Annotated in this window: 21 protein-coding genes; 8 read left to right on the top strand and 13 right to left on the bottom strand. The window is 63.3% G+C overall.

Going from position 1 to position 26,619, the window contains the following annotated elements; all coding sequences use genetic code 11:
• The first annotated feature begins 85 nt into the window (after positions 1-85).
• Positions 86-376 carry a 50S ribosomal protein L28 gene (rpmB, locus tag FHW96_RS08320; RefSeq protein WP_172340095.1) on the top strand — a complete coding sequence of 97 codons (291 nt, stop codon included), beginning with the start codon at positions 86-88 and terminating at the stop codon, positions 374-376.
• A gap of 315 nt (positions 377-691) precedes the next feature.
• On the opposite strand, the gene FHW96_RS08315 is transcribed toward rpmB, so the two are convergent.
• From FHW96_RS08315 to FHW96_RS08265, 11 genes are all read right to left on the bottom strand, one after another.
• Positions 692-2,335: a M28 family metallopeptidase gene (locus FHW96_RS08315; protein ID WP_172340094.1), complete on the bottom strand. Its 1,644-nt coding sequence runs from the start codon at positions 2,333-2,335 to the stop codon at positions 692-694.
• Positions 2,336-2,362: 27 nt separating this feature from the next.
• On the bottom strand, positions 2,363-4,465 hold the full coding sequence (locus tag FHW96_RS08310) for a M3 family metallopeptidase (protein ID WP_172340093.1): 2,103 nt from the start codon (positions 4,463-4,465) through the stop codon (positions 2,363-2,365).
• Positions 4,466-4,480: 15 nt separating this feature from the next.
• Positions 4,481-5,608, bottom strand: coding sequence for an aspartyl/asparaginyl beta-hydroxylase domain-containing protein (locus tag FHW96_RS08305; protein ID WP_172340092.1), 1,128 nt, complete (start codon positions 5,606-5,608; stop codon positions 4,481-4,483).
• Positions 5,605-7,635 carry a sulfotransferase gene (locus FHW96_RS08300; protein ID WP_371815672.1) on the bottom strand — a complete coding sequence of 677 codons (2,031 nt, stop codon included), beginning with the start codon at positions 7,633-7,635 and terminating at the stop codon, positions 5,605-5,607. The genes FHW96_RS08305 and FHW96_RS08300 overlap by 4 nt, the downstream gene beginning before the upstream one ends.
• A gap of 83 nt (positions 7,636-7,718) precedes the next feature.
• Complete coding sequence (locus tag FHW96_RS08295; protein WP_172340091.1) at positions 7,719-10,835, bottom strand: TonB-dependent siderophore receptor; 3,117 nt, start codon at positions 10,833-10,835, stop codon at positions 7,719-7,721.
• Positions 10,836-11,149: 314 nt separating this feature from the next.
• Positions 11,150-11,323 carry a hypothetical protein gene (locus FHW96_RS08290; protein WP_172340090.1) on the bottom strand — a complete coding sequence of 58 codons (174 nt, stop codon included), beginning with the start codon at positions 11,321-11,323 and terminating at the stop codon, positions 11,150-11,152.
• Positions 11,324-11,404: 81 nt separating this feature from the next.
• Entirely contained in the window at positions 11,405-12,076 is a 672-nt protein-coding gene (locus tag FHW96_RS08285; protein WP_172340089.1) for a glutathione S-transferase family protein, read from the bottom strand.
• A gap of 75 nt (positions 12,077-12,151) precedes the next feature.
• A complete protein-coding gene (fdhD, locus tag FHW96_RS08280) occupies positions 12,152-12,955 on the bottom strand; it encodes a formate dehydrogenase accessory sulfurtransferase FdhD (protein ID WP_172340088.1) in 804 nt (267 codons plus the stop codon).
• 6 nt (positions 12,956-12,961) lie between these two features.
• Positions 12,962-13,348, bottom strand: coding sequence for a VOC family protein (locus tag FHW96_RS08275; RefSeq protein ID WP_172340087.1), 387 nt, complete (start codon positions 13,346-13,348; stop codon positions 12,962-12,964).
• Between the two features lie 31 nt (positions 13,349-13,379).
• Positions 13,380-13,934 carry a dCTP deaminase gene (dcd, locus tag FHW96_RS08270; RefSeq protein ID WP_168603303.1) on the bottom strand — a complete coding sequence of 185 codons (555 nt, stop codon included), beginning with the start codon at positions 13,932-13,934 and terminating at the stop codon, positions 13,380-13,382.
• Between the two features lie 428 nt (positions 13,935-14,362).
• The gene (locus FHW96_RS08265) at positions 14,363-15,361 is read right to left on the bottom strand and encodes an agmatine deiminase family protein (protein WP_172340086.1); all 999 of its coding nucleotides are present in this window, start codon (positions 15,359-15,361) and stop codon (positions 14,363-14,365) included.
• A gap of 106 nt (positions 15,362-15,467) precedes the next feature.
• On the opposite strand from FHW96_RS08265, the gene FHW96_RS08260 reads away from it, so the two are divergent.
• The 4 genes from FHW96_RS08260 (at position 15,468) to FHW96_RS08245 (ending at position 20,581) form a co-directional block, all read left to right on the top strand.
• Positions 15,468-18,179: a bifunctional [glutamine synthetase] adenylyltransferase/[glutamine synthetase]-adenylyl-L-tyrosine phosphorylase gene (locus FHW96_RS08260; RefSeq protein ID WP_172340085.1), complete on the top strand. Its 2,712-nt coding sequence runs from the start codon at positions 15,468-15,470 to the stop codon at positions 18,177-18,179.
• The gene (locus FHW96_RS08255; protein ID WP_172340084.1) at positions 18,176-18,646 is read left to right on the top strand and encodes a peroxiredoxin; all 471 of its coding nucleotides are present in this window, start codon (positions 18,176-18,178) and stop codon (positions 18,644-18,646) included. Before FHW96_RS08260 ends, FHW96_RS08255 begins: the two co-directional genes overlap by 4 nt.
• A gap of 260 nt (positions 18,647-18,906) precedes the next feature.
• Positions 18,907-19,704: a ferritin-like domain-containing protein gene (locus tag FHW96_RS08250; RefSeq protein ID WP_172340083.1), complete on the top strand. Its 798-nt coding sequence runs from the start codon at positions 18,907-18,909 to the stop codon at positions 19,702-19,704.
• A 145-nt stretch (positions 19,705-19,849) separates the two neighbouring features.
• Positions 19,850-20,581 carry a M23 family metallopeptidase gene (locus FHW96_RS08245; protein ID WP_371815671.1) on the top strand — a complete coding sequence of 244 codons (732 nt, stop codon included), beginning with the start codon at positions 19,850-19,852 and terminating at the stop codon, positions 20,579-20,581.
• Between the two features lie 404 nt (positions 20,582-20,985).
• On the opposite strand, the gene FHW96_RS08240 is transcribed toward FHW96_RS08245, so the two are convergent.
• Both FHW96_RS08240 and FHW96_RS08235 read right to left on the bottom strand, forming a co-directional pair.
• Positions 20,986-22,806 carry a long-chain fatty acid--CoA ligase gene (locus FHW96_RS08240; RefSeq protein WP_172340082.1) on the bottom strand — a complete coding sequence of 607 codons (1,821 nt, stop codon included), beginning with the start codon at positions 22,804-22,806 and terminating at the stop codon, positions 20,986-20,988.
• Between the two features lie 101 nt (positions 22,807-22,907).
• Entirely contained in the window at positions 22,908-23,957 is a 1,050-nt protein-coding gene (locus tag FHW96_RS08235; RefSeq protein WP_172340081.1) for a quinone-dependent dihydroorotate dehydrogenase, read from the bottom strand.
• Between the two features lie 499 nt (positions 23,958-24,456).
• Here FHW96_RS08235 and FHW96_RS08230 point away from each other — a divergent pair, with 499 nt between their 5' ends.
• Genes FHW96_RS08230 through FHW96_RS08220 form a run of 3 tightly spaced genes read left to right on the top strand, consistent with a single transcriptional unit; the run spans position 24,457 to position 26,610 of the window.
• Positions 24,457-24,909 (top strand): Rrf2 family transcriptional regulator, encoded by a 453-nt coding sequence (locus FHW96_RS08230; protein ID WP_172340080.1) that lies wholly within the window; start codon positions 24,457-24,459, stop codon positions 24,907-24,909.
• Positions 24,906-26,387: a Fe-S cluster assembly protein SufB gene (sufB, locus tag FHW96_RS08225; RefSeq protein ID WP_172340079.1), complete on the top strand. Its 1,482-nt coding sequence runs from the start codon at positions 24,906-24,908 to the stop codon at positions 26,385-26,387. The genes FHW96_RS08230 and sufB overlap by 4 nt, the downstream gene beginning before the upstream one ends.
• Before the next feature lie 19 nt (positions 26,388-26,406).
• Positions 26,407-26,610 carry a hypothetical protein gene (locus FHW96_RS08220; protein WP_172340078.1) on the top strand — a complete coding sequence of 68 codons (204 nt, stop codon included), beginning with the start codon at positions 26,407-26,409 and terminating at the stop codon, positions 26,608-26,610.
• Positions 26,611-26,619 lie beyond the last annotated feature (9 nt).

Here is a 26,619-nt window from a genome sequence, read left to right as displayed (position 1 = left end):
ACCTTTTCCACACGAATCGTTATGCGCGCCCCCTCACCCGCCTTTTATGCGGGTCATCGGATTCTTTCTTAAGCGAGTAGCACCCATGTCCCGTATTTGCGAACTGACTGGCAAAGGCCGCCAGGTCGGCCACAACGTCAGCCACGCCAACAACAAGACCAAGCGCGTGTTCCTGCCCAACCTGCAGAACGTCACGCTTCTGTCGGAAGGTCTTGACCGCAGCTTCAAGTTCCGCGTCTCGACCCACGGCCTCCGCTCGGTGGAACACGTGGGCGGCCTCGACAACTGGCTGCTCAAGAGCGCCGACGACAAGCTCAGCCCGCGCGCCGTCAAGGTAAAGCGCGAGCTGGCCAAGAAGGCCGCTGTCGCCGCCTGATTCTTCCCCTTTGGGGTTGATGTGAAAAAGCCCGGTGGGGATTCTCCGCCGGGCTTTTTCGTGTCTGGGGTTTGCAGGAAGGTTCAAGAATGCGTGGGACTCGTCCCTCGCGCTCCCGTTACTGTCTGCGTTGTGCTACGGGTTCGAAGCAGGGTGTCTCGGGCGCACCGTTTCAGGAATAAGGACAGCGATGCCTGCGCGGCACCGCAGGCTTTTAAACACCAGCGCCAAACACTCCTCCCATCCTCTCATTACCGGCGGGCAAAGGGACCGAGTCCCTTTGCCCGCCGGAGGCACCTTAAAACCCCTCCAACCTCACTTCCCGCTTTTCAAACTCGCATCCCGAATCCCGCGAAACTCGTCGCCCTTGTGCCAGTTAGGCCACATCGCCCCATCGGCCAGAATCCGCCCCAGCTTGTAGAACAGCTTCACGTCCTGCGTGATGCCCGACCAATCCCACGCATCGGAATATTCGTCCGAGGGCTGGTGATAGCGATGTTCGACATAGTCCTCGGTGGCCAATGCGCCCGCCTTGGCGCCGCCTGCGAAGAGGTCCTGCCCGCGCGCGATGTCGAACATGGGTACACCGCGCTTGGCGAGGCTGAAGTGGTCCGAGCGGTAGTAGTGGCCGCGTTCGGAATGGTCTTCGGGGCTTTCATACAGCCCTTCCTGCTTCAGCACGGCGCGGAAAATGCCGGTAAGGTCGGATTTATCGCCCCCGGTGATGGCATAATTGCGCGCCCGGCCGATGGGGGCCAGCGCGTCCATATTCACCCCGCCCACCGTTTTCGCCAGCGGATAGAGCGGATTTTGGCCATAGAATTCACTGCCCAGCAGGCCTGATTCCTCGAGCGTGAGCGCGACGAACACCTGACTGCGCCGCGCCGGCCCCGCCTTCACATTCGCCTTGGCCAGCGCCACCAGCGCGCCCACCCCGGTCGCATTGTCCACCGCGCCATTGCAGATGCCGTCGCCTTTCGCATCCTTTTCGCAGTGCCCCAGATGATCCCAGTGCGCCGAATAGAGCACCACCTCATCGGGCTTCACACGGCCCTTTTGGATGCCCACAACATTGTGCGATTCGGCCCGACGCAGCGTGCTGTCAAACGACAGGCTGGCCTTGAGCCCCAGCGGCACCGCCTTGAAACCCTTCTGCTTGGCCGCTTCGGAGAGGGCCGCGAAATCCTTGCCCGCCGCGGCAAACACCTTTTTCGCCACGCCCATCTGGATCCAGCCGTTGGCCTCGGTCTGGTCCATCGCATTGTCGGGCCGCGCCACATAATATTCCGAGCCCGACCAGCTCGACTGCACCACATTCCAGCCATAGGCGGCAGGATAAGTGTCATGCACGATCAGCGCCGCTCGCGCGCCCTGCCGGGCGGCCTCCTCGAATTTATAGGTCCAGCGGCCATAATAGGTCATGCGGCGGCCCTTGAAGAGGCCCACCTCGTCCTTGGCGGCATAATCGGGATCGTTGATGAGGATCACGGCCACCTTGCCGTGCATGTCCACCCCGGCGTAATCGTTCCAGCCCAATTCGGGCGCATTGATGCCATAGCCGACAAAGACCAGATCGCTGTCCTTGATCTCGGTATGGGGCACATGGCGGAAACTGGTGGCTACAAAATCGCTGCCTCGGACAAAGCCGACGCCGCCGATGGTCAGCGGGCTGCTCTGCGCCACGGTCATTTCGACGGTGGGCACGGTTTGCAGCCACCCGCCCTTCTCGCCGCCCGGCTTCAGCCCCGCCGCCTTGAAACGGGCGATGATCGCGTCCAGCACCTTGGGCTCGACGGCGGTGGAGGGCCCGCGCCCTTCCATGTCGTCGGCGGAGAGGGTTTTTACCGTGTCCTTCATCAGCGCCACGTCAATCGGCGGAACCTTGACCACAGCGGGCGCCGCCAAGGCAGGCACAGCCGCGCCCAGCAGAAAAGCGGCCAGCAAGGGCGAATATTTCATGTCTCAAACCTTCTGATAGGGGGAATTTCAGTCGATCAGGCCCTTGGCGCGCAGCATCGGTGTGACCGAGGGATCGCGCCCGGTGAAGCCCTTGTACATGGCCGCATAATCCAGCGATGATCCGCGTGAGAGCACCATAGCGCGGAAACGCTCGCCATTGGCGCGGGTCAGGCCGCCATGGTGGACAAACCAGTCATAGGCGTCATGGTCGAGCATCTGGGTCCACAGATAGGCGTAATAGGCGCTGGCATAGCCATTGGCCCAGATGTGGCGGAAATAGCTGGAACGATAGCGCGGCGGGACATGGGCGGTGTCCAGCCCCGTGGCGGCCAAAGCCTTGGCCTCGAAGGCATCGACATCCTGACGCGGCGCATCGGCGGGCAGCGCGTGCCAGTCCATATCGAGCATCGCGGCGGCCACCACCTCGCCCAGATCATAGCCCTGATCGATGCGGCGCAGGTCTTTCAATTTTTCCACCATGGCCGCAGGCATCGGGGCGCCGGTCTGATAATGGCGCGCATAATGGGCCAGAACCTTGGGGTCGGTGGCCCAGTTCTCGTTGAACTGGCTGGGGAATTCGACGAAATCGCGGGCCGTATTGGCGCCCGACATGCTGGGATAATACTGGTCCGAGAACAGGCCGTGCAGCGCATGGCCAAATTCATGGAACATGGTGATCACATCGTCGAAACTGACCAGCAGCGGCTCTCCCGCCGCCGGTTTGGCGAAATTTTCGACATTATAGATGACCGGTTTGGTCCCCATCATCCCCGACTGGCCGACGAAATTGCTCATCCATGCGCCGCCCTGCTTGTTGTCCCGCTTCCACGGGTCCCAATAGAACAGGCCCAGTTCCTTGCCGCCCTTGTCATAGACGGTGTAGGTGCGCACATCCTCCTGATAGACGGGCAGATCGGTGCGGCGCTTGAAGCTGATGCCGTAAAGCTGGTTGGCGGCGTAGAAAACGCCATCCTCCATCACCTTGTTGATCTCGAAATAGGGCTTGGCCGAGGCGGGATCGAAGGAGAGCTTGGCCTTCAGGCTTTGCCCGGCATATTTCTGCCAATCCCATGGTTTGACGCTGGTGTCGCCGCCGTCCTTGGCGATCAGCGCGGCCAATTCCTTGACCTGCCGCTCCTGCGCCGCCTTCAATGCCGGGGCCAGTTTGGCCATGAAGGCGCGGGCGTTGGCACCATTCTTGGCCATCTGGTCATAAAGCTGATAGTCGGAGAAGTTCTTGTAATCCAGCAGCTTGGCCTTTTCGGCGCGCAATTGGGCCATTTCGGTGATCATCGCGCGCGTGTCATGCGCATCGCCCCGCTCGCTGCGGGTCCAGCTCGCCTCGAACAGCGCCTTGCGCGTGGCCGGATCGGACAGGCTTTCCAGTTGCGGCTGCTGCGTCGTGTTCTGCAGGGGCAGCGCATAGGTGCCCGCGGGCAGCTTCTTGCCCTCGGCCGCCTTGGCCGCCGCCGCGATCTCGCCCTCCGACAGGCCCGCCAGCGCCGCTTTGTCCTTCACCACCAGCGCGGCCTCGCGCGTGCCCGCCGTCAATTGCTGCGAAAATTCGGTCGAAAGGCTGGCAAGGCGCTGGTTGATCGCCTTGAGCCGCGTCTTGCCCGCCTCGTCCAGCAGCGCGCCGCTATGTGTAAAGCTCTCATAGGTGCGATCCAGCAGGCGGCGCTGAACAGGCGAGAGCTTCAGCCCCGCTGCCTTCTCATGCAGCACCTTGATACGGGCGAAGAGCTTGGCATTGAGCGACACTTCGTCATTCAGCGCCGCCAGCTTGGGCGCCGTGACCCGGTCCACCTCGTCCAGCGTGTCATTGGTGTTGGCGCTGGTCAGCGCGGAAAACACCTGGTTCACACGGTCGAGCATCTGGCCCGCACGCTCCATCGCCTCAATCGTGTTGGCAAAAGTCGGGGCGGCGGGGTTGGCAGCGATGGCGTCGATCTCTGCCCGTTGCAGCGCAATGCCGCGCTCGATGGCGGGCTGGAAATCGGCGTCCTTGATGCGCGAAAAATCGGGCGCGTGGAACGGCAAAGGCGAAGGCGCGTCAAACACCGTCTGCGCCCCCGACGCGGCGGGGATCATCGCCAGAGACGCCGCCATCACCATCAAACGATGCTTCATCACAATGCTCCTTATTTAACCCAGATTTCCGGCGGCAGTTTCCTGCGCCACGATGGCGCGCACGGCGTCGCGTTCTCCCCGCGTCAGATCCGGGTGCCAGATGTCGAAAATCATCACCACGCGCAGGTGATCGCTGGGGTTCATCGCCTCATGCTCGATCGTGTCGTCAAACACGAAAGGCGCCCCCAAGCGCCACATCCGCGTTTCGGCCCCCACGCGAAACCAGCAGCCGTCGGGCACCACCAGCGGGACATGGCACAGCAGCCGCGCATTGTTGACCCCCACATGGGGCGGGATGGCCGTATGGGGCGCCAGCAGGGAAAACAGCGCATTGGCCGAGGCCCCGGGAATATCGGGCTGGGGCATGCGCGAGAGCAGATCCATCGTGGCCGGGCATTGCGCGGCATTGGCCGAAACCACCTCGCCCCGGCGGATCAGATGGATCGCAGTCCAGTCGGGATTGTGGTTCAAGGGCTGCCACTGGCGCAGCGCCTGATGCTCGGCATATTGGATATAGGGGGCCAGTTCGGCGCGGTCCGATTGCATCACGGCCAGCATCTCGGCCCGGATCGCCTCGGTCGCGGCGGCGAGATCGGCCAGCCAAGGGAAGCGCTCGGCCGGGTGGTATTCGCGCATACTCAGACCCGGAAAGAAGAAATGGGTCGGCTCGGAATAATAGGGGCGGGTCTGGCGCAGCGCGTTGCTGCGAAAACGGGCGATGCGCCATGCCTCATCGCCTCCCACGGATTCGCTGGCCTGCGTGGCCTGCGCCATCTGCTCGGCGCGCTGCGTCCGCCACTGATCCCGCAAACTTTCACCATGGGCCAGCGCGGCCAGCAGCGGCGGCGGCAGATCGCCCTCCGGTCTTTGCGCCAGCGCCTCGTCCCATGCGCGGCCCACGCCCGGATCGCCGATGCTCTCCAGCAATCCGGCCCGCATGCACAGCGCCATGAAATCGAGCGGCGCCAGCGCCAGCCCCGCCTCCACAGCGCGCAGGGCCCGGTGCGGTTGGCGCAAAGCGCGGCGCAGACCCGCCAGTTGCAGATAGCGCGTCAGGCTCGGTTCCTCGCCTAACGCCTGCTCCAACTGCTCCGCCGCCCCGGCCAGATCGCCCGCACGAACCATGGCCTCGACAGCGCTCATGCCTGCGGTCCCTCGCCGTAGCCGAAGCGTTCGATCCAGCCCGCAAGGCGCGCGGCCACCGGGGCCAGATGCGCCTCATAGCGGCGCCACCGCCCGGAGGCGCGGGTATAGATCGGCTCGGTCACCTGAGCATAGCTGGCCGTGATAACAGTGCCGCGTGCGCGGGCGGCCTCGCGGTGGTCCACCCCGCCCTCCGGCCAGTTCAGCCCCAGCCAGTCAAACAGGGGCCGCAATTCCCGATCCTTGTCCTCGACAAGGCGTTCATAGACCACCTCGCCCACGGGCAGGCTCAGCAGCGCGCGGGCCTTTTCCCACTGGCCAAAGGCGGCTTCATACAGCGCGGCGGCGTCCTCCAGATCGAGGAAGCTGGCCATCGCATTGTTCAACCGGAAATTCGTCAGCCAGCAGGACAGCACCACATCGCAGGGGTGGCGCAGGGCAAGGATAAACCGGCTTTCGGGAAACAGGCGAGCGATGGTGGGCGCATGGCGCAGATGCATCGGATGCTTGTCCAGCACGATGCTGTCAGGCGCCATATCGGCCAGTTCGGCGGCGCGGGCGAAATAGAGCGCGCGGGCCTCTTCGATCTGACCCGCGCTCACCCCCGGCAGGGCGGCGATGCCCCCCAGTTGCGCCTCGATTTCGGCGATGATCGGCGCCTCCTCCAGCACGCGCACGCGCGGTTCGGCCATCAGCATCGTGTCGAGCAGCGTTGTCCCCGAACGCGGAAATCCCAGCAGGAAGATCGGCGCGGGGCGCGTGGACGCGGGCGTGAACGCCCCCCATCCGGCCCGCCATGCCGGGGTCAGCAAAGCCGCGCCCGCGTCGATTTCCGCCCGATAGCACGCGCCCCGCCCACGCGGATCGGTGGGATCGGTGGCAAATTCGGCATTCATCGCGGCAAAGGCGGCAAAGGCCTCGTCATAGCGTCCCAGCCGGTCGAGCAGCACCCCGCGCAGGTGATGGCGTTGAGCAGTCGTCACCGTATCCTCGCCCGCCGCCTCCAGCGCGGCCAGCGCATCGTCATAGCGATGGGCGCGTTTATGGCGCAGCGCATCGATGAAGGAGAGCGAGGCGGCATCGAGATGGGCCGCCGCCGTCGCGCGCAGAGGTTCGATCTCATCCTCGCGGTTCAACCGTTCGAGCACGCTGGCCAGCCCGACCCAAGCCGGGGCAATCGAGGGATCGATCGCCAAAGCCTTGCGAAGCGGCGCCTCCACCTCGTCGAACAGCCCCATCATGGCGCAATGCTGGCCCCAATCGGCCTGAATCTGCGCATCATCAGGGGCCAGACGCGCGGCGGCGGAAATCGCCTGATGCGCCCCATCGGCATCGCCTGCCCCGCGCAGCACATCGAACATCGCGTAATGGGTGGCTGCCTCCTGCGGAAATTCGCGGACAAGCGCGCGCAGCAAGGCCTCGCCTTCCTCGCCCCGCCCGGCCTCGATCAGCGTCTTGCCAAGATTGAGCCGCACCGGCGCGGAATCAGGCGCCAGCTCCACCGCGCGGCGCAGCGCCGCAATCGCCCCATCCCAATCCTCCAGCGCCGACAAAGCATTGCCCAGATTGTTCCACCCCGACCAGTCGCGCGGATCGCCCGCCAGAGCGATGCGGTAAAGTGCGGCGGCGCGGGTGAAATCCCCCGCCTCCTGCGCCAGATGGCCGCCGATCCGCGCAAGGCGCAAGGACCGGTCCGCCCGCGCCGCATCCTCTTCGCACAGAGCCAGCGCCTGATCGCCCGCCCCGGTGCGATACAGCGCCTCAACCAGATTGGCGCGCACGGTCATGTCGGCAGGCTGGGCGCTATGGGCCAAGCGCAGATGGGGGATGGCATCGGCAAATTGCCCGCGATGAAACTCCACCGCCCCGGCCAATGCGGCAAACACCGGCCCGCCCGCCCCGCGCGCGGCCGCGCGGCGCACCGCAATCGCGGCCTCATCCATGCGCCCGCCGCGAGCAAGGCCGACAATCTGACGGATTGTCTCCTGTTCGTCGGCCTGTGTCATCCCGCCAGCATCAAGGCTCACGAAAATTCCCCTTCTATCATAAGCAAACGGCGGCTCTCCCGGATGGGAAAACCGCCGCTGCCAATCACGTTAGCGCCAAAAGATCAGAAATTGACCGTTGCGCCAACAAACAGATAGCGACCCAGCGAGTCATACACGCCCGGATAGGTATTGCCATTGCAATAGACCGAGGCGCAGGCGCTGGGGGTGGAAGCAGCACCGAGGATACCCGAGCCACCAGACGTTACCAGCGGCGGATCCTTGTCAAACAGGTTGTTGACACCCGCACGAACCGACAGGCTCTTGGTCACCTTGCCCGTCAGGAACAGGTCGATGTAATTCATCGCCGGCAGCTTGTTGTTATACAGGCTGTAGTGCGAATCCGCCAAAGTGGCCGACGGATTCATATATTCCACGTTGACCGAACCGACATAACGCCAGGTCAACGATACATCGATATTCTTGGGCGTGGACCAGGTGAGGCGAGCCTTGTGGCGCCAGTTGGGCGCAGGCACACCGCAGGTCGGGCCATAATAGCCGGCGCAGTCATAAGCAGGCGACAGACCGTTATAGGTCGACTTCTCGCTCAGCGCCGTGCCGGTCAGGCTGGCGCTGATCTTGCCCCATGCACCCACGTTCTTCGAGTAGCTGGCGTTGACTTCAAAACCGGCGGTCTTGACCCAGCCCACATTGCTATCAAGATCGGTGACATAACCGTCCGAGGACAGCCACAGCGAACCGGCGGCATTGCGATGCACAAGGCTGCAAGCCAGCGAGCTGCCCGAACCGCAGGCGGTCAGGATCGCATCGGCGCCGTAGGACTGGATCGCCTGATTGATCTTGATGTCAAAGTAATCGACGCTTACCGACAGGCCCGGCACCATATGCGGGGTGAATACCACACCCACAGTTTTGGTGGTGGCCTTTTCCGGACGCAGATTGGCATTGCCGCCCAGATAGCCATTGTATTGCGCCGCAGGGTTGGCGGCAACCACCTGGCCCACACGCAACCCCTGCGCCAGACAGCCGGTTTCCGACGCCTGAATGGCATGGCCCGCGCAAGGATCGGTCACACCATCAAGGCCAACATAGTTGGCGCGGAACATTTCCTGAATGTTGGGCGCGCGAACCGCTCGGTTAAGGCTGGCGCGAATGCGGATGTCCTCGATCGGGGTAAAGTCCAGCTCCAGCTTATAGGTGCCGGTCTTATAGCCCTTGCCATTGTTGATCGCATAATCCGAATAACGGAAACCGCCGTTGAAAGTCAGCATACGGTCGATCACCGGCACCGCGACTTCGCCAAGGAATTCGGTGACGTGATAGCCACCGTTGATCGGCAGAGTGGGCGCGCCCTGACCGGTCAGATCGCCCGACTGGAAGGCATTATCCGTATTGAGCACCAGTTTTTCGGTGCGACGCTCGACACCCAGCGCGATGTTCACCCCATCGCTGGCCAGCGGCGATTTCAGGCCATAGGTACCAAGATCACCCGTCAGCGTGCCCGAAATCACCGTCTGGCTGGTATAGCCGTTCTGGAAGCCGGTGGCGCTCAGATAGGCCAGCGAGGCGGCCGAGGGCGAGCCCGACCAGATGTTATAGGGAACGCAGCCTGAGGAGGGATAGGTGAGCGAAATACGGCACACCGGCGTACCCGCGGGGCCGGTCACCACATCGAGCGCATAACCCAGACGCTGAGCAGAAAATTCATTCGAATAGATCTGGTTATAATTGGTGCGCCCATACTGGAAATAGGCGTCATAGCCCCAGCCATGCCCCAGATCGCCCTTCGAGCCAACCACCGTGCGGAACGAGGTGTGCTGGAGATCGCTGACGCGCGCGCCGCCTTCGACGTTACGACGCAGCAACTGGAAGAAGGCAGTGTTGCCGCCGGCCACGGCCGTCGTTTGCGCCTGCGTGGCAGTGGGCAGGTTGTTATAAACGAAGTCCACCAGCGGGAACGTGCCCAGATAGTGGTTGACCTTGTTAACGTCGGTGCAAATCTCACCACGCTGCTGCGCGCTCATCAGCGGGTTGTCGCAGTTGATCGTCAGCGTGTTGCCAAAATCGCCCGAAGGGGCAATCTGGGCCACGGTGTGATCGTCCATGAACATGAATTCAAGATAGGGGTGCAGCGCCGAATTTACTTCGTAATCCGCGAAAAGACCGGCGGTGTAACGCTGGTCCGGGCGCTGGAAGTAATTGAGCGGCGCAAAGTTGTAGCGCGTGGGTGCCCCGCCAAATGTGCCGTTGCCCAATGTGCCGATGGTCGATGACGAACTGGCGATCGAGGCGGGCGTATAATAAACCGCGTTACCATTGGCCGAGGTGGCTGAACCGCCGCACTGCAATCCGCTGCGCGGGGTCGCATTGCTGGAAACGGTCCTGTTCTGAATCGTGCACTTGGAAAAATCGCGCGAAGACTGGAGCAGCGCATTGCTCTGGCGATAACCGAAATAGGCCATGATATGGCCCGCGCCGTCGGCAAATTTGGTGCCATAGGAAATCGTGGCGTCAATGCTGTTGCCGCCCCAGGTGTTGCCCTTGGGATAATCATAGCCCGACAGGCCCGCCGCGGTGCGCGCATTGAGCAGGCCCTGCACCATGGTCGAGCCGTTGTTGTGCTGATACAGACCATCGTTGACGTCGATGCGCAGGCCGTTGAGATCCTTGTCCATGACAAAGTTGACCACGCCCGCCACCGCATCCGCGCCATACGTAGCCGATGCGCCGCCGGTCAGCACGTCAACGCGCTTGATCAGCGAGGACGGGATGAAGTTAAGGTCAGCGGCCGAGCTGCTGGTCGGGCTGGGGTCGCCCGCCATCAGGCGGCGGCCGTTGATCAGCACCAGCGTGCGCTTGGGACCAAGCCCGCGAAGGTCGACTTCGGCCGTGCCGCTCGCGCCATTGGCCAGCGTCGAAGATTGCGCGGCAAAGACCTGCGGCAACTGGTTAAGGATGTCCTCGGTGCGGGTGGTGCCCGCCACCTTGAGATCGAGCGCCGATACGGTGGTGATGGGCGCGGCCGATTTCAGGTTCGGATTGACGATGCGCGTGCCCGTCACCACGATCGTGGCCGAAGTGTCGACCGGCGCGGCGGGGGCCGGCGGCGGACCATCGACGATCGAAGCCTGTTGGGCATAGGCAGGACCGGCCAGCATGGCGATGCTCATCACCAGCGGCGCGGCGCCATGCCTCAGTGCGTTTGCAAGGTTCGTTTTCATGTTCACCCCTTTGTTACGCGCGCTGCGCGTGCGGCCAGCCGCCAAGGATTGGCCAGGACAAAGCTCCGTTCGTTCGGCAAGCGTTGAGGCCCGACTTCCTGATGCCCCGGAAGTTTGCATGGCGCGCCCCCGCACAGTGACAGAGCAATGGCGCTGTCTTGCCGCTGTGTCGGGCCGGGGTAAAGAAGCTGACACCACTGTCAGTTAAATATTGCGCCAATGTTGCAATTCAGTCACATTTGTTGCATCAAAGCAGCGGACACAAAGACCGATAGTTACAAATGTATGAAATATAATGCCGTTTTATGCACGGATTATGGCGCATTCCATATCAATAGATGCAAATCGTAGAAATAAACCTGCAAATCGCGCGGATACGGCCTCGGGCGGGCAAAAATCGGACCGGTTAAAGGCCAGTCCGTATGTTTCGGCTTTGCAACAAAGGAAATGAGCAGGCCGCCCTCCTGCCACAGGATCAGGCGGCGCAAATCGCCGCCCCGCCAAGTGAAAAGCGGTCGCCTGACTCTATGCAGCATTCAGGGATAGGGATGCCCCGGACCGATCAACGATCAGGCATTGAGATCCGCATAATGGCTCGGCGGCTGGATCACTTCCATCCGTTCGGCCAGCAGAGGGCGAAAACTGGGGCGGCTTTTGAACACCGAATACCATGTGCGGGCCTGCTCGTGCCCGCTCCAGTCCAGCCCGCCCAGATAGTCACAGACCGAAATCTGCGCCGCCGCCGCCAGATCGGCCAGCGACAAAGTCGCCCCGCCCAGCCATGGCCGCGTATCGACCAGATAGTCGATGTAATAGAGGTGATCATGGGCCAGCCGCATCGCTTCGCGCAGCACCCGCGAGTCGGGCGACTGGCGCAGCACCAGCCGCTTCATCATCCGTTCCTGCAACAGAGGTCCGGTGACATCGGCAAAGAATTTTTCATCGAACATGGCGACAAGGCGGCGGATTTCCGCCCGCGCCGCGGCCGTGCCGATGATCAGCGGGCTGCGCTCAACCGTTTCTTCCAGATATTCGCAGATCGCCCGGCTGTCCGACAGGGCCAGCCCCTTTTCCGGGTCCTGAAGCACCGGGGTGCGCCCCGCCGGGTTCAGGTTCAGGAATTCATCGCGCATGTCCCACGGATTTTCGCGCCACAGTTCATAGGCAATCCCCTTCTCGCCCATGACGAGACGGACCTTGCGGGAGAAAGGACAGAGCGGGAATTGGTAAAGGCGCCACATGGACCACTCCCTTGCCCCATCGGATAGGCATCCGGCAAGAGAGCGCGCCGATTTTGACCCGGATAAGCGCTCAAACTATCGCGAGGTGACGCAAATCACACTGTCATGCCGCGCCAGAACCCAGAGCGAGAGCCCCGCATCGCGCGCGCGCGCCACCGCCAAAGAGGTAGGCAGCGAAATGGTCACCAGAGTCGTGGCCCCGGCCTTGACCGCCTTTTCAACGATTTCATACGAGCAGCGCGCGGTGGAAAACACAAAGCCATCTGCCAGCGAGGCCCCGGCGCGCGCCATGGCCCCCACCAGCTTGTCCACCGCATTGTGCCGCCCGACATCCTCGCGGCAGGCCAGTATGGCGCCATCGGGGGCGCAAAAGGCGGCGGCATGGGCGGCTGATGTGGCCCGGCCCAGCGTCTGATGCTCGCGCAATTCCTCGCCCGCTTCGAATATGGCGTCGGGGGTGATCGCAGCGTGGGGCGCCACCTGCGGCAAGGGCCGGGCGACCACCTCCAGATTCTCCATGCCGCACAGGCCGCAAGAGCTTTCCGCCACCCGCGCCCGGACGCGTTCGGACAATTTCGCCGCGTCCAGCCCGTCGACCTGCGCCCGCAGGATCCAGCCGATGTCGAGATGCGCCACGCCGATCTCGCCCATCTGCGCCGCGTCCGAAATCAACCCCTCGGCCAGGGCAAAGCCGGTGGCATAGTCGATCAGATCGGACGGAGTGGCCATCATCACCGCATAGGCCAGGCCATTGAATTCCAGCGCCACCGGCGCCTCGGGCACCCACAGGCGCCCGGCATAGGCCACCGATCCGTCGCGCCCGTACACCTTCCCCCCGCTGTCGAGCGAAAAGGGCAAGGGTTCGGGCGCGGGGATCATCTCACATCAGGCTTCTTTGGGCAGCACATGCAGCCCGCACAGCTTATGCCCATCGGGATCGCGAAGATAGGCGATATAGGCGTTGAAGGCGGGGCGAATGCCCGGCGGGTCTTCCACGCTGGTGCCGCCGTTGGCCACGCCGGCGGCGTGCCATGCCTCGACCTGCTCCACGCTGTCGATGCCAAAGCCGATCGTGCCGCCATTGGCGGTGCAGGCCGGATTGCCGTCATTGGGGGTGCAGATGATGTAATTGGCGCCCTTATGCCCATAGATCAGGCGATTGCCCGCAGGCGTCAGCACGCCCTCCGGCCCGCCGATGGCGGCAAACACGGCGTCATAGAAAATCTTGGCCTTGGCCAGATCGTTCGATCCGACAAAAAGATGGCTGAACATCTCGGCTCTCCCTTAGGTTTAAAGGCTCAAATTACAAACGGGGCAGCGTCACGCCGCGCTGGCCCATATATTTGCCCGCGCGGTCGGCATAGGACACTTCGCAAGGCTCATTGCCCTTGAGGAACAGGAACTGGCACGCGCCCTCATTGGCGTAAATCTTGGCAGGCAAAGGCGTGGTGTTGCTGAATTCCAGCGTCACATGACCCTCCCAACCCGGCTCCAGCGGGGTCACGTTCACGATGATGCCACAGCGCGCATAGGTGCTCTTGCCAAGGCAGATCACCAGCACATCGCGCGGGATGCGGAAATATTCCACCGTGCGGGCCAGCGCGAAAGAATTGGGCGGGATCACGCAGACATCGGTCTTGCGGTCCACAAAGCTGTTCGCGGCAAAATCCTTGGGGTCCACCACCGCCGAATCAACATTGGTGAAAATCTTGAACTCATCGGCCACGCGCGCGTCATAGCCATAAGAGGAAAGCCCGTAAGAGATCACACCCTCGCGGTGCTGCCGCTCCAGAAACGGCTCGATCATCCCCTGCGTCTGCGCCGCTTCGCGGATCCATTTGTCTGATAGTATCGCCATAGCGTGGCTTCATGGCGGATGGATGGGTTCGGGGCAATCGTTTTGAGAGGGGCAGAAGGGTTATGCCTCCGGCGGGCAAAGGGACTTGTCCCTTTGCAATCCCATGAATGGGGTGGGGGGAGGTTTGAGAGGGCGGGGAATTGTTAAAGCCTGCGGCGCGGGGAGGTTGCGCTGGAGGCGCCGCAGGCTTTAAAAATCCCAACGCCACGTCCGACACCAAACGCCGAACCCTTAACGCAACGAATACAGTAATGGGAGCGCGAGGGTCTAGACCCTCGCATATCATCCCTTAAATTCTTCCCGCCAGAATCAACGCCAAGGCGCAGCCCACCACCAAAAGCAGGCGCATGGCCTCAAGGCCATGATCGAGAATAAGGGCGCGAGTTCTGCTCATAGGCCAACCCTGCGCCCAAAACCTCACCGAATCCTTAAATTATGGATGGCATCTGCTGACTGGAGCAATGGAACGAGCCCCCCCCGGCCAGAATCGCATCAGCCATGATGCCCACAGTCGGCCGATCGGGGAAAAGCTCACCAATCGCGGCCACGCCATCGGCGTCATGCGCGGTGCCATAGATCGGCACGACGACCAGCTTCGAGGTGATGGCGAAATTCATATAGGACGCCGGTTCGATCCGCCCATCACGCTCCACCCGCCCCGGCGAGGGAACGCCTCGCACGATCACGCCCGCCGCCTGCGCCCGCGCCTTGGCGTCGGCATAGATCGCCGCGTTGGGATCGTCCGCCCCGGTCGCCATGGGCAGCGCCAGCACATTGTCGGCCACAAAGCGCGCGAGGTTGTCGACATGCCCATCGGTGTGGTCATTGATCAGCCCGTCGCCCAGCCACAGCACCCGGTCAAAACCGAGATCGCGCTTCAGCCGCATTTCCTGATCCGCGCGCGACAGATGCGGGTTGCGGTTTGGATTGAGCAGCACCTGCTCGGTCGTCGCCACCAATCCGGTGCCGTCGCAATCGAGCGCGCCGCCCTCGATGATCCAGTCGCTGGTGGTGATCTCCAGCCCGGCGTCGCGGGCGATTTCCGCGCCGATGGTCTGGTCGCCCTCCATCAGATATTTGCCGCCCCAGCCGTTAAAGCCAAAGCGCCGCGCCGCGCGCCCGCCTTTGCCGTCCAGCACAACCAGCGGCCCGGTGTCGCGCAGCCACACATCGCCATAGACGCGCCGCTCGATCACCACTTTGGCGCTGCACAGCACGCGGGCGCGGGCCTCGTTGGCCTCGTTGCGCACGATCAGGCGCACTTCCTGCCCGCTGTCGGCCACGGCATTGGCGAAAGCGGCCATCTGCACCTGCGCGGCCTCAAGAAAGCCGGGCCATTCCTCGCCATCATGGGGGAAACCGATCCACAGCCAGTCCTGCGGATGCCATTCGGGGGGGAAGCGCCAGTTGGGGGTCAAGTCAGTCATGAGGCGTGCCTTTAGCGTCTAAGCGGCGTTGCGGAAAGAGGCGCCAGCGCCCTTGCGAAAAGGGGCGCATACAGGCCATGAGTGGCATGGAGAGTGAGGAGTTTTTATGACTGACTGGCAGAACGCCCTGGCGCGGGCCGAGGCGCATTCGCCCTTCTTGTCGCGGGCGATGGGGCGTTTGCCCGATCTGGTGGCGGTGCTGGCCTCGGGCGATGGGGATGCGGCGCTGGCCCATGCGCGCCGCGCGGGCGAAGGGGTGGCCGACCTTAGCGTGGCTTTGCGGCGCGAGAAGCTGGCGCTGGCACTGGCCTTGGGCGTAGGCGATCTGGCCGGGGCCTTTGATCTGACGCGGGTGACGGGCGAATTGTCCGATCTGGCCGACCGCGCCGTCGATGCCGCCATCGCCCACGGCATCCGCAGCCGCGCGCCCGATGCCGAGCCGACCGGTTTTGTCGCGCTGGCGCTGGGCAAGCACGGCGCGCGGGAATTGAACTATTCCTCCGACATCGACCCGATCCTGATCTACGATCCGGCCACCCTGCCCCGCCGCGCCCGCGACGAGCCGGAAGAAGCCGCGCTCCATGTTGCGCGCACGGTTCTGCGGCTGGTGTCGCAGGCCGATGGCGAGGGCTATGTGTTCCGCGTCGACCTGCGCCTGCGCCCGGCCAGCGAGATCAGCCCGCTGGCCCTGCCCATCGACGCCGCGCTCACGCATTATGAATCCAGCGCTCTGGCATGGGAACGCGCCGCCTTTATCCGTGCGCGGGCGGCGGCGGGCGATCTGGCGATGGGGGATCATTTCCTCCACGCGATCCGCCCGTTCGTCTGGCGCAAGAGCCTCGATTTCGGCGCGATTGCCGAGATCGGGCGGCTGACCCGCCGCATCCGCGCCCATCACGGCAAGATCGAGGCGGTCGGCCCCGGTTTCGATGTCAAACGCGGGCGCGGCGGCATCCGCGAGGTCGAATTCTTTGCCCAGGTCCATCAATTGATCCACGGCGGGCGCAAACCGGCGCTGCGCCTGCGCGGCACGCGGGCCACGCTCGATGCTCTGGCCGCCGAAGGGCTGATCGACCCGGCGGACGCGGTGATGCTGGGCGAGAGCTATGACCGCCTGCGCCAGATCGAGCATCGGTTGCAGCAGGTATCCGACCTGCAGACCCACAAACTCCCGCGTGACATGGACGGCATCGACAATGTTGCCGCGCTCGACGGCCTGCCCAATGGGGCGGCGCTGATCGAGGAGCTGGAGGCGATCACGTCCCGCGTGGGCGCGCGCTATGACCGCCTGATCGCGGCCAGCGCGGGCGAAGGCACCAGCGTTGCCGTGCCCGACCAGCATGAGGGCGACGATCTGGCCTCCGAGCTGGAACATCTGGGCTTTGCCAAACCGGCGGAATTGGCCGGGCGGATTCAGGGCTGGCGTTCAGGGGGCGTGCGATGCCTGCGTTCGGGCGCGGCGCTGGCGGCGCTGGATGCGGTGCAGCCTGCGCTGCTTGCCGCGCTGGCCGCTGCGCCGGAGCCGGACCGCGCGATGGTCCGCTGGGAACAGATGATCGCCCGCCTGCCCAGTGCGGTGAACCTGTTCCGCCTGCTGGAGGCGCGACCGGGTTTGCTGGAAGTGCTGGTGCGGGTGCTGTCGCTGGCCCCGCCTTTGGCCGATGCGCTGGCGCGGCGGGCCGATCTGCTCGATGCTCTTATCGACGCCAGCGCCTTTGCCCTGCCGGGCAGCGTGGAGGATCTGGCGCATGAATTTGGCGCGATGGAGGCGGGGGACGATTACCAGCGCCTGCTCGACCGCGTGCGGCGACAGGTGGGCGAGAAACGCTTTGCCCTTGGCGTGCAACTGATCGAAGGGGCGCAGGACCCGCTCGACATTTCGGCGGGCCTGTGCCGCGTGGCCGAGGCGGCGCTGGACGTGCTGGCCCGCGCGACAATTGCCGAATTCGAGGCCACCCATGGCCGCATTCCGGGCGGCGAGCTGGTGATTCTGGGCCTTGGACGGCTGGGGGGCGGGATGCTGACCCATGCCAGCGATCTGGATCTGGTTTACCTGTTCACCGGCGATTTTGCCGCCGAGAGCGATGGGCGGCGTCCGCTTGGCGCCACCCTCTATTTCAACCGTCTGGCCCAGCGGGTTTCCGCCGCGCTCTCGGTGCCGACGGCCGAGGGCGCGCTCTATGAGGTGGACACGCGCCTGCGCCCGCAAGGCACACAAGGCCCGCTGGCGGTGGGTTTCGAGAGCTTTGCCCGATACCAGCGCGAGGAGGCGTGGACCTGGGAGCATATGGCGCTGATCCGGGCGCGGGTGCTGTTCGGGTCGGATGCGGCGCGGGCAGAGCTGGGCGCGATCATCGGTGGCGTTCTGGGCAAGGAGCGCGACAGGGACAAGGTCACAGCCGAAGTGCAGGAGATGCGCGACAAGATGGCCGCGCATAAGCCCGCCAAGGGCGTGCTGGACGTGAAATTGCTGCGCGGGGGGCTGGTCGATGCCGAATTTGTCACCCACGCGCTGCAATTGCGCGAAGGGGTGGGGGTGCGGCCCGATATGGTTGGCGCTCTGAGTGAACTGGCTGCAGCAGGGCTGATCGCGAGCGATGTGCCGGGGGCGTTTGGCCTGCTCTCGCGCGTGCTGGTGGCCGCGCGGTTGCTGGCCCCCGATGGCGCTCCTCCTGAGCCTGCCCCTTGTGCCAGTCTTGCCAAAACATGCGGCTTTGGCGATTGGAATGCGATGATCGTTGCGATGGAGGCCGCGCGCGTCGCCATCGCCCGCCAATGGACCGCAACATTCGGCCAGCAATTGGAGATGCAAGCATGAGCACCTTTCCCGGCGTGGGCGACAAGATCCCCGACATCGCCATGACCACGACCGACGGCAGCGCGGTTAAGCCTTCCGATTTTGCCGGGCAGCGGCTGGTGATCTTCTTCTATCCCAAGGATGACACCCCCGGCTGCACCACTGAAAACAAGGACTTTTCGGCTCTGGCGGGCGAGTTTAAGGCCGCCGGCGCGGCGCTGCTGGGCGTTTCGAAGGATCCGCCGAAAAAGCACGCCAAGTTCATCGAAAAGCACGCGCTGACCGCCCCCCTCGCCTCGGACGCCGAGGAAGGCGGCCTGTCGGACGCTCTGGGCGTGTGGAAAGAAAAGTCCATGTATGGCCGCACCTATATGGGCATGGAGCGCAGCACCTATCTGATCAGCGCCGACGGGGTGATCGAGCGGATCTGGGAAAAGGTGAAGGTCAAGGGCCATGCGCAGGAGGTGTTGGGGGTGGTTAAGGGGTGATTATGCCTCCGGCGGGCAAAGGGACCAGTCCCTTTGCAATCCCGTTATAGGGTGGCGTCTGGCTCGCAAGCTCAGCGTTGGAGGCTATCGTTTTATAGCCTCCAACGCGGTGAACTTATACTTGGTCCGCGCCGCAGGCTTTATTCCCGAAACGCCGCGTCCGACACGCAAGGTCGAACCCCGCGCGCCATGCCGACAGTAATGGGAGCGCGAGGGTCTAGACCCTCGCATTTTCCGTTCCCTTCTTCTAACGCCCCCAAATGCGTTCTCTGTCCGAATCCATCCGCACCGCCCTGCTGACCGCCGATCCGCGTGAAAAGGCGATGGCCACCCGCAAATTGGTGCGCGACTGGCGGCAGGGCAGGCTGGCGTGGGATTTCAGCGTGACGATGCCCGACCGGCCCGCGCGGCCGGAAAAGCCCGAACTGCTGCCCCCCAACCGCATGCCCAAGCGCGGGCGCGGCGGGTCGGAGCGGGCGCGGGTCGCGCTATGGCATGCGCTGGCGCATATCGAATTTGTCGCGATCGATCTGGCGCTGGACATGGCGGGGCGGTTTGGCGACCAGCGCGGGCGTGAATTTGTCGACGATTTCCTGACCGTGGCCGCCGATGAGGCAATGCATTTTGCAATTATCGCGCGGCATCTGGCGCGGATGGGCGCAGCCTATGGTGATCTGCCCGCACATGATGGATTGTGGCAATCGGCCGAGGAAACCGCGCATGATGTGGGGGCCCGTCTGGCCATCGTGCCAATGGTGCTGGAGGCGCGCGGACTGGACGTGACGCCCGCCACTTTGGCGCGCGTTCGGGCCGGTGGAGATGAGGCCGGCGCGCGCATTCTGGAAAGGATTCTGGCCGATGAAATCCGCCATGTGCGCTATGGCTGCGATCATTTCGCCAAGGTAGCGAACGAACTTGGTGATTCTGCGGAAAAACTCTGGCAAATGCTGGTTACGCGTTATTTCAGGGGCAACGTTAAGCCACCATTCAACGACTCAGCGCGCGAGTCTGCCGGTCTATCGCGCAAGGCGTATGAGGCGCTTGCCAGCCGCGCCTGACCTGGGATAGCAGAAACCAACGAGACGGCGGGGGGTTCCGACCATCTCCAACAATTTCCTGCCTGCGGGAAATCCGCAGGTGTCATTTCCCATGTCCAACGGCCATTTGGGGGGCTGAAGGGCGCAAGAATAAAGGTGTTTTGGAGTGGTCGCGCTTCGTATTTCTACCAGGTTTCTTCTCGGCGCACTTGCCGCTGTTGTCGCCCAGCCCGCGCTGGCCAACAGTGCCGCCAACGCCGATATCGCCGCCCCGCTGCGCGCCGCCCAAGCCGCGCCGATCTCGCAGGACAATGGCGATCAGAATTTCCGTCAGCTGTTCTCGTCCTGGCGTTCGATGGAAGGCACCGGCAACAAGCTGGTTAACGCCACCATCGGCAACAATAACGGCGGCGTTGCCGGTATCGTCAACCGCGCCATGTCAGTTCCCTCGCGCTCGCCCATCGAAGGCCTGCGCATGAGCAGCGATTTCGGCATGCGCAGCCACCCTGTGCTGGGCGGCATGCGGATGCACAAGGGCATCGACCTTTCCAGCCCCACCGGCACTCCTGTCTATGCCACCGCCGACGGTGTCATCAGCCGCGCCGACTGGTTCAGCTCGTATGGCCTCTATATCTCGATCGAACATGGCGGCGAAATGCAAACCCGCTATGGTCACCTGTCGCGCCTGAACGTGGCCGCAGGCGATATGGTCCACAAGGGCGACCTGATCGGCTTTGTCGGCACCACCGGCCGCTCGACCGGCCCCCACCTGCATTATGAAGTCCGCGTGGATGGCGTGGCCGTCAACCCGGTTCCTTACCTCCAGGGCGAAGGCAACCCGCAATTGGCGCTTGCTTCTATTGCGCATCACGATAAAGGTGATGACGACGGCGAATAACTCACACAAGTTGAGTCTGAAGCGAGATAACCAAGCCTGAGAAAGAAGGGCGGAAAACAAGCCCAACAGGCATTAGCATCTTGGAGAGGATGCGGAAAAAGCGGCGGGAAACTGCCGCTTTTTCTCGTTTGGGGTTCAGGGGATTAAGGGGTGAAGGGATTCATGCGAGGGTCATAACCCTCGCGCTCCCGTGACTGTCTGCGTGGCGCATCAGGTTCGGCCAAGGCTCTAAAGGCGCAGCGTTCAAATTTGATAGGCCTGCGGCGCCTTTAAGCCCAACCCATCCGCGCCGCAGGCTTTACAAACGAGGCCCCAACCGCCCCGCCGCCAATATCGCGCGCGCGCGCATCATGGGATTGCAAAGGGACGAGTCCCTTTGCCCGCCGGAGGCACCTGAAAACCCTTCACCCCTTATACAACCCTTCCAACCGCGCCCCATAGCGCTCTTTGAGCTTATGACGACGGATCTTGAGCGAAGGCGTCATTTCCTCATTGTCGATGGCAAAGGGCTCATCGGCAAAGGTGAACTGGCGGACCTTTTCGATCACCGAGAGGTCGCGGTTCACCCGGTCGACCGCCTCACGGATCGCCCCGCGAAAACTGGGCAGTTCCTGAAGCGCGCGCACATCGGCACCGTGATGGCCATTGACCACCGCCCATTCGCGCGACCATTCGGCATCCGGCACGATCAGGCCAACGATGTAGGGCCGCTTGTCGCCAAACACCATCGCCTGCGCGATTTCGGGCTGCAGGGTCAGCATGCCTTCCAGCTTCTGGGGTGAGATATTGTCGCCCTTGTCGTTGACGATCATATCTTTTTTGCGGTCGGTGATGACGATCCGCCCCGCCGCATCAATATGTCCGATGTCGCCGGTATGCAGCCAGCCATCCTTGAGCACGCGCGCCGTCTCGGCCTCGTTGCGCCAATAGCCATGCATCACCAGTTCGCCGCGCAGCAGGATTTCGCCATCCTGCGCAATGCGCACCTCGGTGGCGTGCAGGGGCGTGCCCACCGTGTCCATTTTGATTCCGGTTTTGACTCGGTTGACGCTGGCGATGGGGCCGCTTTCGGTCTGGCCATAGCCTTGCAGCAGCGTCAGCCCAACACCCTGAAAAAAGAGGCCGACTTCCGGGTTCAGCGGCGCCCCGCCCGACACCAGCGCCTTGACCCGCCCGCCGAAACGCGCGCGGATCTTGGGGCGCAGCAGCTTTTCCAGCACCTTGTCCAGCGGCCAGTCGAGCAGTTTGCCCTTGCCCGCCCCGCGCCGCGCGGCCAGCGCCACCGCGCTGCTCAGCAGGCCCGAGGCCAGTTTGCCCTGCTTTTCCACCTGCTTCATGATCCGCGTGCGCAGCACCTCGAACAGGCGCGGCACCACGACCATGATCGTCGGGCGCACCTCTTCAATATTGCTGCCCAGCTTGTCCAGACCCTCGGCATACCAGATCTGACCGCCAAGGCCGATGGGGAAGAATTGCCCCGCCGAATGCTCATAGGCATGGCTGAGCGGCAGGAAGCTGAGGAAGACCTCCGGCTCGGCGCCGGTCGGGTCCCAGCCGAAATCCTCGACGATGACATGGGCCGCGCCCGCGACATTGTGCAGGATCGCGCCATGATGCTGCATCACCCCGCGCGGGGCGCCGCCAGTGCCGCTGGTATAGATCAGGCAGGCCGTGTCGTTGCGCGAAATGCCGCTCATCCGCGCCTCGACCGCCGCGCGGGCAGCCGCCGCATCGCCCTCCAGCATTGCATCCCAGTCGTGATATTCCACCGTGCTGGCCTGCGCCATGCCCAGCGGCTCCATCGCGATCAGATGGTTGGCCCCGCCCGAGCGCATGACGGCAGGCAGCAGCGGCTTGGCCAATTTGGCGGTGGACACGATCACCCCGCGCGATCCGGAATTTTCCAGAATATGCAGGTGGTCGCGCTCAGTGTTGGTCGTATAGGCCGGGACGGTGATGCATCCGGCAGCCATGATCGCCAGATCGGCGATGCACCATTCGGGCCGGTTTTCCGACACCAGCATGATCCGCTCGCCGCGCGTATAGCCCAGACGGACCAGTGATTGCGCAAGCAGGACCACCCGCCGCGCCGCCTCGGCCCATGTTATCGCCTGCCATCCCTGCTCCGTCTTGCTGTGGAGAAAGGGCCGGTCGGCCAGCAAATCGGCGCGCGCCAGAAACAGCGTGACCAGATTGGGGCTGGTTTCAATATCGAGGATGCGCAAGGAATTATGTCCTCTGCCCGGGGAAGTGCATTAGGCTTTTGTTACGTCCGATTTAGGCTTTGGCCGGGGCTCTAGCAAGGGGAGGAAGCGGCCCGACCGCCTCAGAGCGGGACATCGGCCCCGACCGCATCGGCCACATTGGCAAAGCCATCGCGCGCCAGCAGACGGACAAGTCCGGCTCCGATCTTTTCGGCAATGGCATGGCCTTCATAAACCATGGCCGAATAGAGCTGCACCAGACTGGCCCCGGCGCGGATGCGGGCATAGGCATCTTCGGCATTGGCGATGCCGCCCACGCCGATGAGGGGAATCTGTCCCCCGGTGGCGCGGCGGAAATCGACCATGCGTTGCTGTGCCAGATCGCGTAAGGGCGCGCCCGACAGGCCGCCCGTTTCGCCCGCGTGGCGGCTTTGCAACGGCGGACGGCTGATCGTCGTGTTGCTGACGATCAGCGCGCCCAGACGGCGCGAGATGGCGATGCGGGCGATGGCCTCAATATCGGCAGGCTCCAGATCGGGGGCGACCTTGAGGAAGACCGGCGGGCGGTGTCCCGTCTCATCGCGCGCAGCCATCACGCCGTCGAGCAATTCTGTCAGCGCCGATTCGTCCTGAAGCGCGCGCAGGCCCGGCGTGTTGGGGCTCGACACATTGACCGCCAGATAAGAGGCGAGCGGGGCGAACACCCGCGCGCCATAGGCATAATCGGCGATGCGGTCGGTGGCGTCCTTGTTGGCGCCGATGTTGATGCCCACGATCCCGCCGCGCGTCAGCCGCGCGCGAAGGCGCTTTTCCGCCTCGTCCGCGCCGCCATTGTTAAAGCCCATGCGGTTGATGACGGCGCGGTCTTCCTCCAGCCGGAACAGGCGCGGCTTGGGGTTGCCCGATTGTGGCAAGGGCGTGATCGAGCCGACCTCGGCAAAACCGAAGCCAAGGCCGAGCAGCGCGTCGGGCACTTCGCCATCCTTGTCGAATCCTGCCGCCATGCCCACGGGCGTGGGAAAGGTCAGGCCCGCCACCGTGCTGGTCAAAGGGCCGCCGGGCCCGACAGGGGCGCCGGCAATGGGCAGATATTTGAGCGCGGCCAGCGCCATCCCATGGGCGGTTTCGGCATCCAGACGGAACAGGGCTTTGCGGATCAGGGCATAGGTCATGGGGAAAGGCCTATGGCAAGAAGCGGGGGACTTGTCGATTGCCTGCCGCCCCTGCGATTCGCGGATTTCTGCGTGATTCCCGAATATCTGTTCGATTCTTGGGCGCCCGTGCGCCGCGCCGCCCTGCCATGATGTAAGGGCTGCATGACACAGGCCTATGAAATCCTTTGCATGGTCGGATCATAAGTAAAACTACTTGAAAACGCTCCTGCGGTTTGACGCAATCTTACAATTATCTTCCCCCGCAATGCTTTATCCGCCTCCTTGCGACCCGAAGGGCTCGTGGTTTTCACCACAGAGTTCTCGAAACTCAAGCGGCTCCCCTGGCAACGGGGGAGCCGTTTTTTTATGCCCTGCGCATTTCCGCCCCCGCCCGATTTCGCCTGTCCCCCTTGCCCGCGCGAGGGCAAAGCCTTAGGGGCCTTTAAATCGGATTGATTCGGTCTTATTTTAATCTGACCGTCTTGAGTATCGATGGCTGACGAAAGGGATTCGCGCGATGCGCTTGTCGAGCATGGCCGATTACGCCGTGGTGGCGATGGTGGCAGCGGCGCGCCAGTGCCCGACAGTGGGCGCCGATGGCGACGCACGCGCGCGGGCGAATGCCGGACAACTTGCGCTGGAAACGGGCCTGCCCGCGCCCACGGTGCAAAAGCTGGTCAGCCGTCTGGTCGCGGCGGGGCTTTTGACTTCGGCGCGCGGCGCGGGCGGCGGGCTGGCGCTGGCGCGCGATGCCCATGACATCAGCCTTGCCGATATTGTCGAAGCGGTCGAAGGGCCGATTGCGCTGACCCCTTGCGTTGAAGGGATCAGCCATGATTGCGCGCCGGGGCTGGGTTGCAGCGTGCGCCCGCATTGGCCGGTGGTGAATGAGGCGTTGCGTCTGGCCTTGTCGGGGGTTCCCCTGACCCGGTTGATGACGCCGCATGACGATGTGGATATGGTGCAATGAGCGAAGATATCGAGATCAAGGATCAGGCCGCGCGTGAGGCTGCTGCAAAAGTGGCCGAATACGAACACGGCTGGGTGGCCGATATCGAGCAGGAATATGGTCCCAAGGGCCTGTCCGAGGACACCGTCCGCTATATTTCGGCCAAGAAGGACGAGCCGGAATGGATGCTGGAATGGCGCCTGAAGGCCTATCGCCACTGGCTGACCATGCCGATGCCCGATTGGGCCAAGCTGAACATTCCGCCCATCGATTATCAGAACGCCTATTACTGGGCCGCTCCCAAGAAGAAGGACGGGCCCAAGTCTTTGGACGAGGTCGATCCGGAAATCCTGCGCGTCTATGAAAAGCTGGGCATTCCGCTGGCCGAGCAGGAAGTGCTGGCGGGCGTTGAAGGCGCGCGCAAGATAGCGGTCGATGCGGTGTTCGACTCGGTTTCGGTGGCCACCACCTTCCGCAAGGAACTGGAAGCGGCGGGTGTCATCTTCCGTTCGATCAGCGAGGCGATCCGCGAATATCCCGAGCTGGTGAAAAAGTGGCTGGGCCGTGTGGTGCCGATGGCGGACAATTATTTCGCCGCCTTGAACTGCGCGGTGTTTTCCGACGGGACGTTTGTTTACGTACCCGAGGGCGTGCGCTGCCCGATGGAACTCTCCACCTATTTCCGCATCAATGCCGAGAACACCGGCCAGTTCGAGCGCACGCTGATCGTGGCGGACAAGGGCGCCTATGTGTCCTATCTCGAAGGCTGCACCGCGCCCCAGCGTGACGAGAACCAGCTCCACGCCGCCGTGGTCGAGCTGGTCGCGCTTGACGATGCCGAGATCAAGTACAGCACCGTCCAGAACTGGTATCCCGGCGATGCGCAGGGCAAGGGCGGCATCTACAATTTCGTGACCAAGCGCGCGCTGTGTCAGGGCAAGCGGTCCAAGGTATCGTGGACGCAGGTGGAAACCGGCTCAGCCATCACCTGGAAATACCCGTCCTGCGTGCTGAACGGCGAGGACAGCGTGGGCGAGTTCTACTCGGTCGCCGTCACCAACAATTATCAGCAGGCCGACACCGGCACCAAGATGATCCACAACGGCAAGGGGTCGCGTTCGACCATCGTGTCCAAGGGCATCAGCGCGGGCCACAGCCAGAACACCTATCGCGGGCTGGTCCGCGTCGGCGCCAATGCCGAGGGCGTGCGCAATTTCACCCAGTGCGACAGCTTGCTTCTGGGCAAGACCTGCGGCGCGCATACCGTGCCCTATATCGAGGTGCGCAACCCCACCGCCACCATCGAGCATGAGGCAACTACGTCGAAGATCTCCGACGATCAGTTGTTCTACGCCATGCAGCGCGGGCTGGACACGGAAAGCGCGGTGGCCCTGATCGTCAACGGTTTCGCCAAGGAAGTGTTGCAGCAACTGCCGATGGAATTTGCGGTGGAAGCGCAGAAGTTGCTGGGCATTTCGTTGGAAGGGAGCGTGGGGTGATGCATGGAGAAGCTGCGCGATGAGGAATGGTTCAGGACTAGTTATTGGCTTCATTGCAGTGGTGGGCCTGACCTTGGTTGGAAATCACTTTGCACAAAGAATATACCCAACCTTTGAAAGCGATAAATTTTCGAAGCAGTTAGGTTATGGATGCATCGTAAGACTCATCATGATTGCAGCAATCTTAGGGTTTATCGTCATTTCTGAAATCCTATTCGGTTAAGGTCGCAAT

Source organism: Novosphingobium sp. SG751A, assembly GCF_013149295.1.
Lineage (GTDB): Bacteria > Pseudomonadota > Alphaproteobacteria > Sphingomonadales > Sphingomonadaceae > Novosphingobium.
This window is presented reverse-complemented; position numbering and strand designations above follow the sequence as displayed.

Excerpts from the sequence above, each read along its gene's own strand:
- FHW96_RS08250 (WP_172340083.1), top strand. The coding sequence starts at position 18,907 with ATGCGTTCTCTGTCCGAATCCATCCGCACCGCCCTGCTGACCGCCGAT.
- FHW96_RS08265 (WP_172340086.1), bottom strand. The coding sequence starts at position 15,361 with ATGACTGACTTGACCCCCAACTGGCGCTTCCCCCCCGAATGGCATCCG.
- FHW96_RS08295 (WP_172340091.1), bottom strand. The coding sequence starts at position 10,835 with ATGAAAACGAACCTTGCAAACGCACTGAGGCATGGCGCCGCGCCGCTG.
- sufB (WP_172340079.1), top strand. The coding sequence starts at position 24,906 with ATGAGCGAAGATATCGAGATCAAGGATCAGGCCGCGCGTGAGGCTGCT.
- FHW96_RS08275 (WP_172340087.1), bottom strand. The coding sequence starts at position 13,348 with ATGTTCAGCCATCTTTTTGTCGGATCGAACGATCTGGCCAAGGCCAAG.
- FHW96_RS08285 (WP_172340089.1), bottom strand. The coding sequence starts at position 12,076 with ATGTGGCGCCTTTACCAATTCCCGCTCTGTCCTTTCTCCCGCAAGGTC.
- FHW96_RS08255 (WP_172340084.1), top strand. The coding sequence starts at position 18,176 with ATGAGCACCTTTCCCGGCGTGGGCGACAAGATCCCCGACATCGCCATG.
- FHW96_RS08220 (WP_172340078.1), top strand. The coding sequence starts at position 26,407 with ATGAGGAATGGTTCAGGACTAGTTATTGGCTTCATTGCAGTGGTGGGC.
- rpmB (WP_172340095.1), top strand. The coding sequence starts at position 86 with ATGTCCCGTATTTGCGAACTGACTGGCAAAGGCCGCCAGGTCGGCCAC.
- FHW96_RS08310 (WP_172340093.1), bottom strand. The coding sequence starts at position 4,465 with ATGAAGCATCGTTTGATGGTGATGGCGGCGTCTCTGGCGATGATCCCC.
- fdhD (WP_172340088.1), bottom strand. The coding sequence starts at position 12,955 with ATGATCCCCGCGCCCGAACCCTTGCCCTTTTCGCTCGACAGCGGGGGG.
- FHW96_RS08315 (WP_172340094.1), bottom strand. The coding sequence starts at position 2,335 with ATGAAATATTCGCCCTTGCTGGCCGCTTTTCTGCTGGGCGCGGCTGTG.
- FHW96_RS08305 (WP_172340092.1), bottom strand. The coding sequence starts at position 5,608 with ATGAGCGCTGTCGAGGCCATGGTTCGTGCGGGCGATCTGGCCGGGGCG.
- dcd (WP_168603303.1), bottom strand. The coding sequence starts at position 13,934 with ATGGCGATACTATCAGACAAATGGATCCGCGAAGCGGCGCAGACGCAG.
- FHW96_RS08230 (WP_172340080.1), top strand. The coding sequence starts at position 24,457 with ATGCGCTTGTCGAGCATGGCCGATTACGCCGTGGTGGCGATGGTGGCA.
- FHW96_RS08235 (WP_172340081.1), bottom strand. The coding sequence starts at position 23,957 with ATGACCTATGCCCTGATCCGCAAAGCCCTGTTCCGTCTGGATGCCGAA.
- FHW96_RS08260 (WP_172340085.1), top strand. The coding sequence starts at position 15,468 with ATGACTGACTGGCAGAACGCCCTGGCGCGGGCCGAGGCGCATTCGCCC.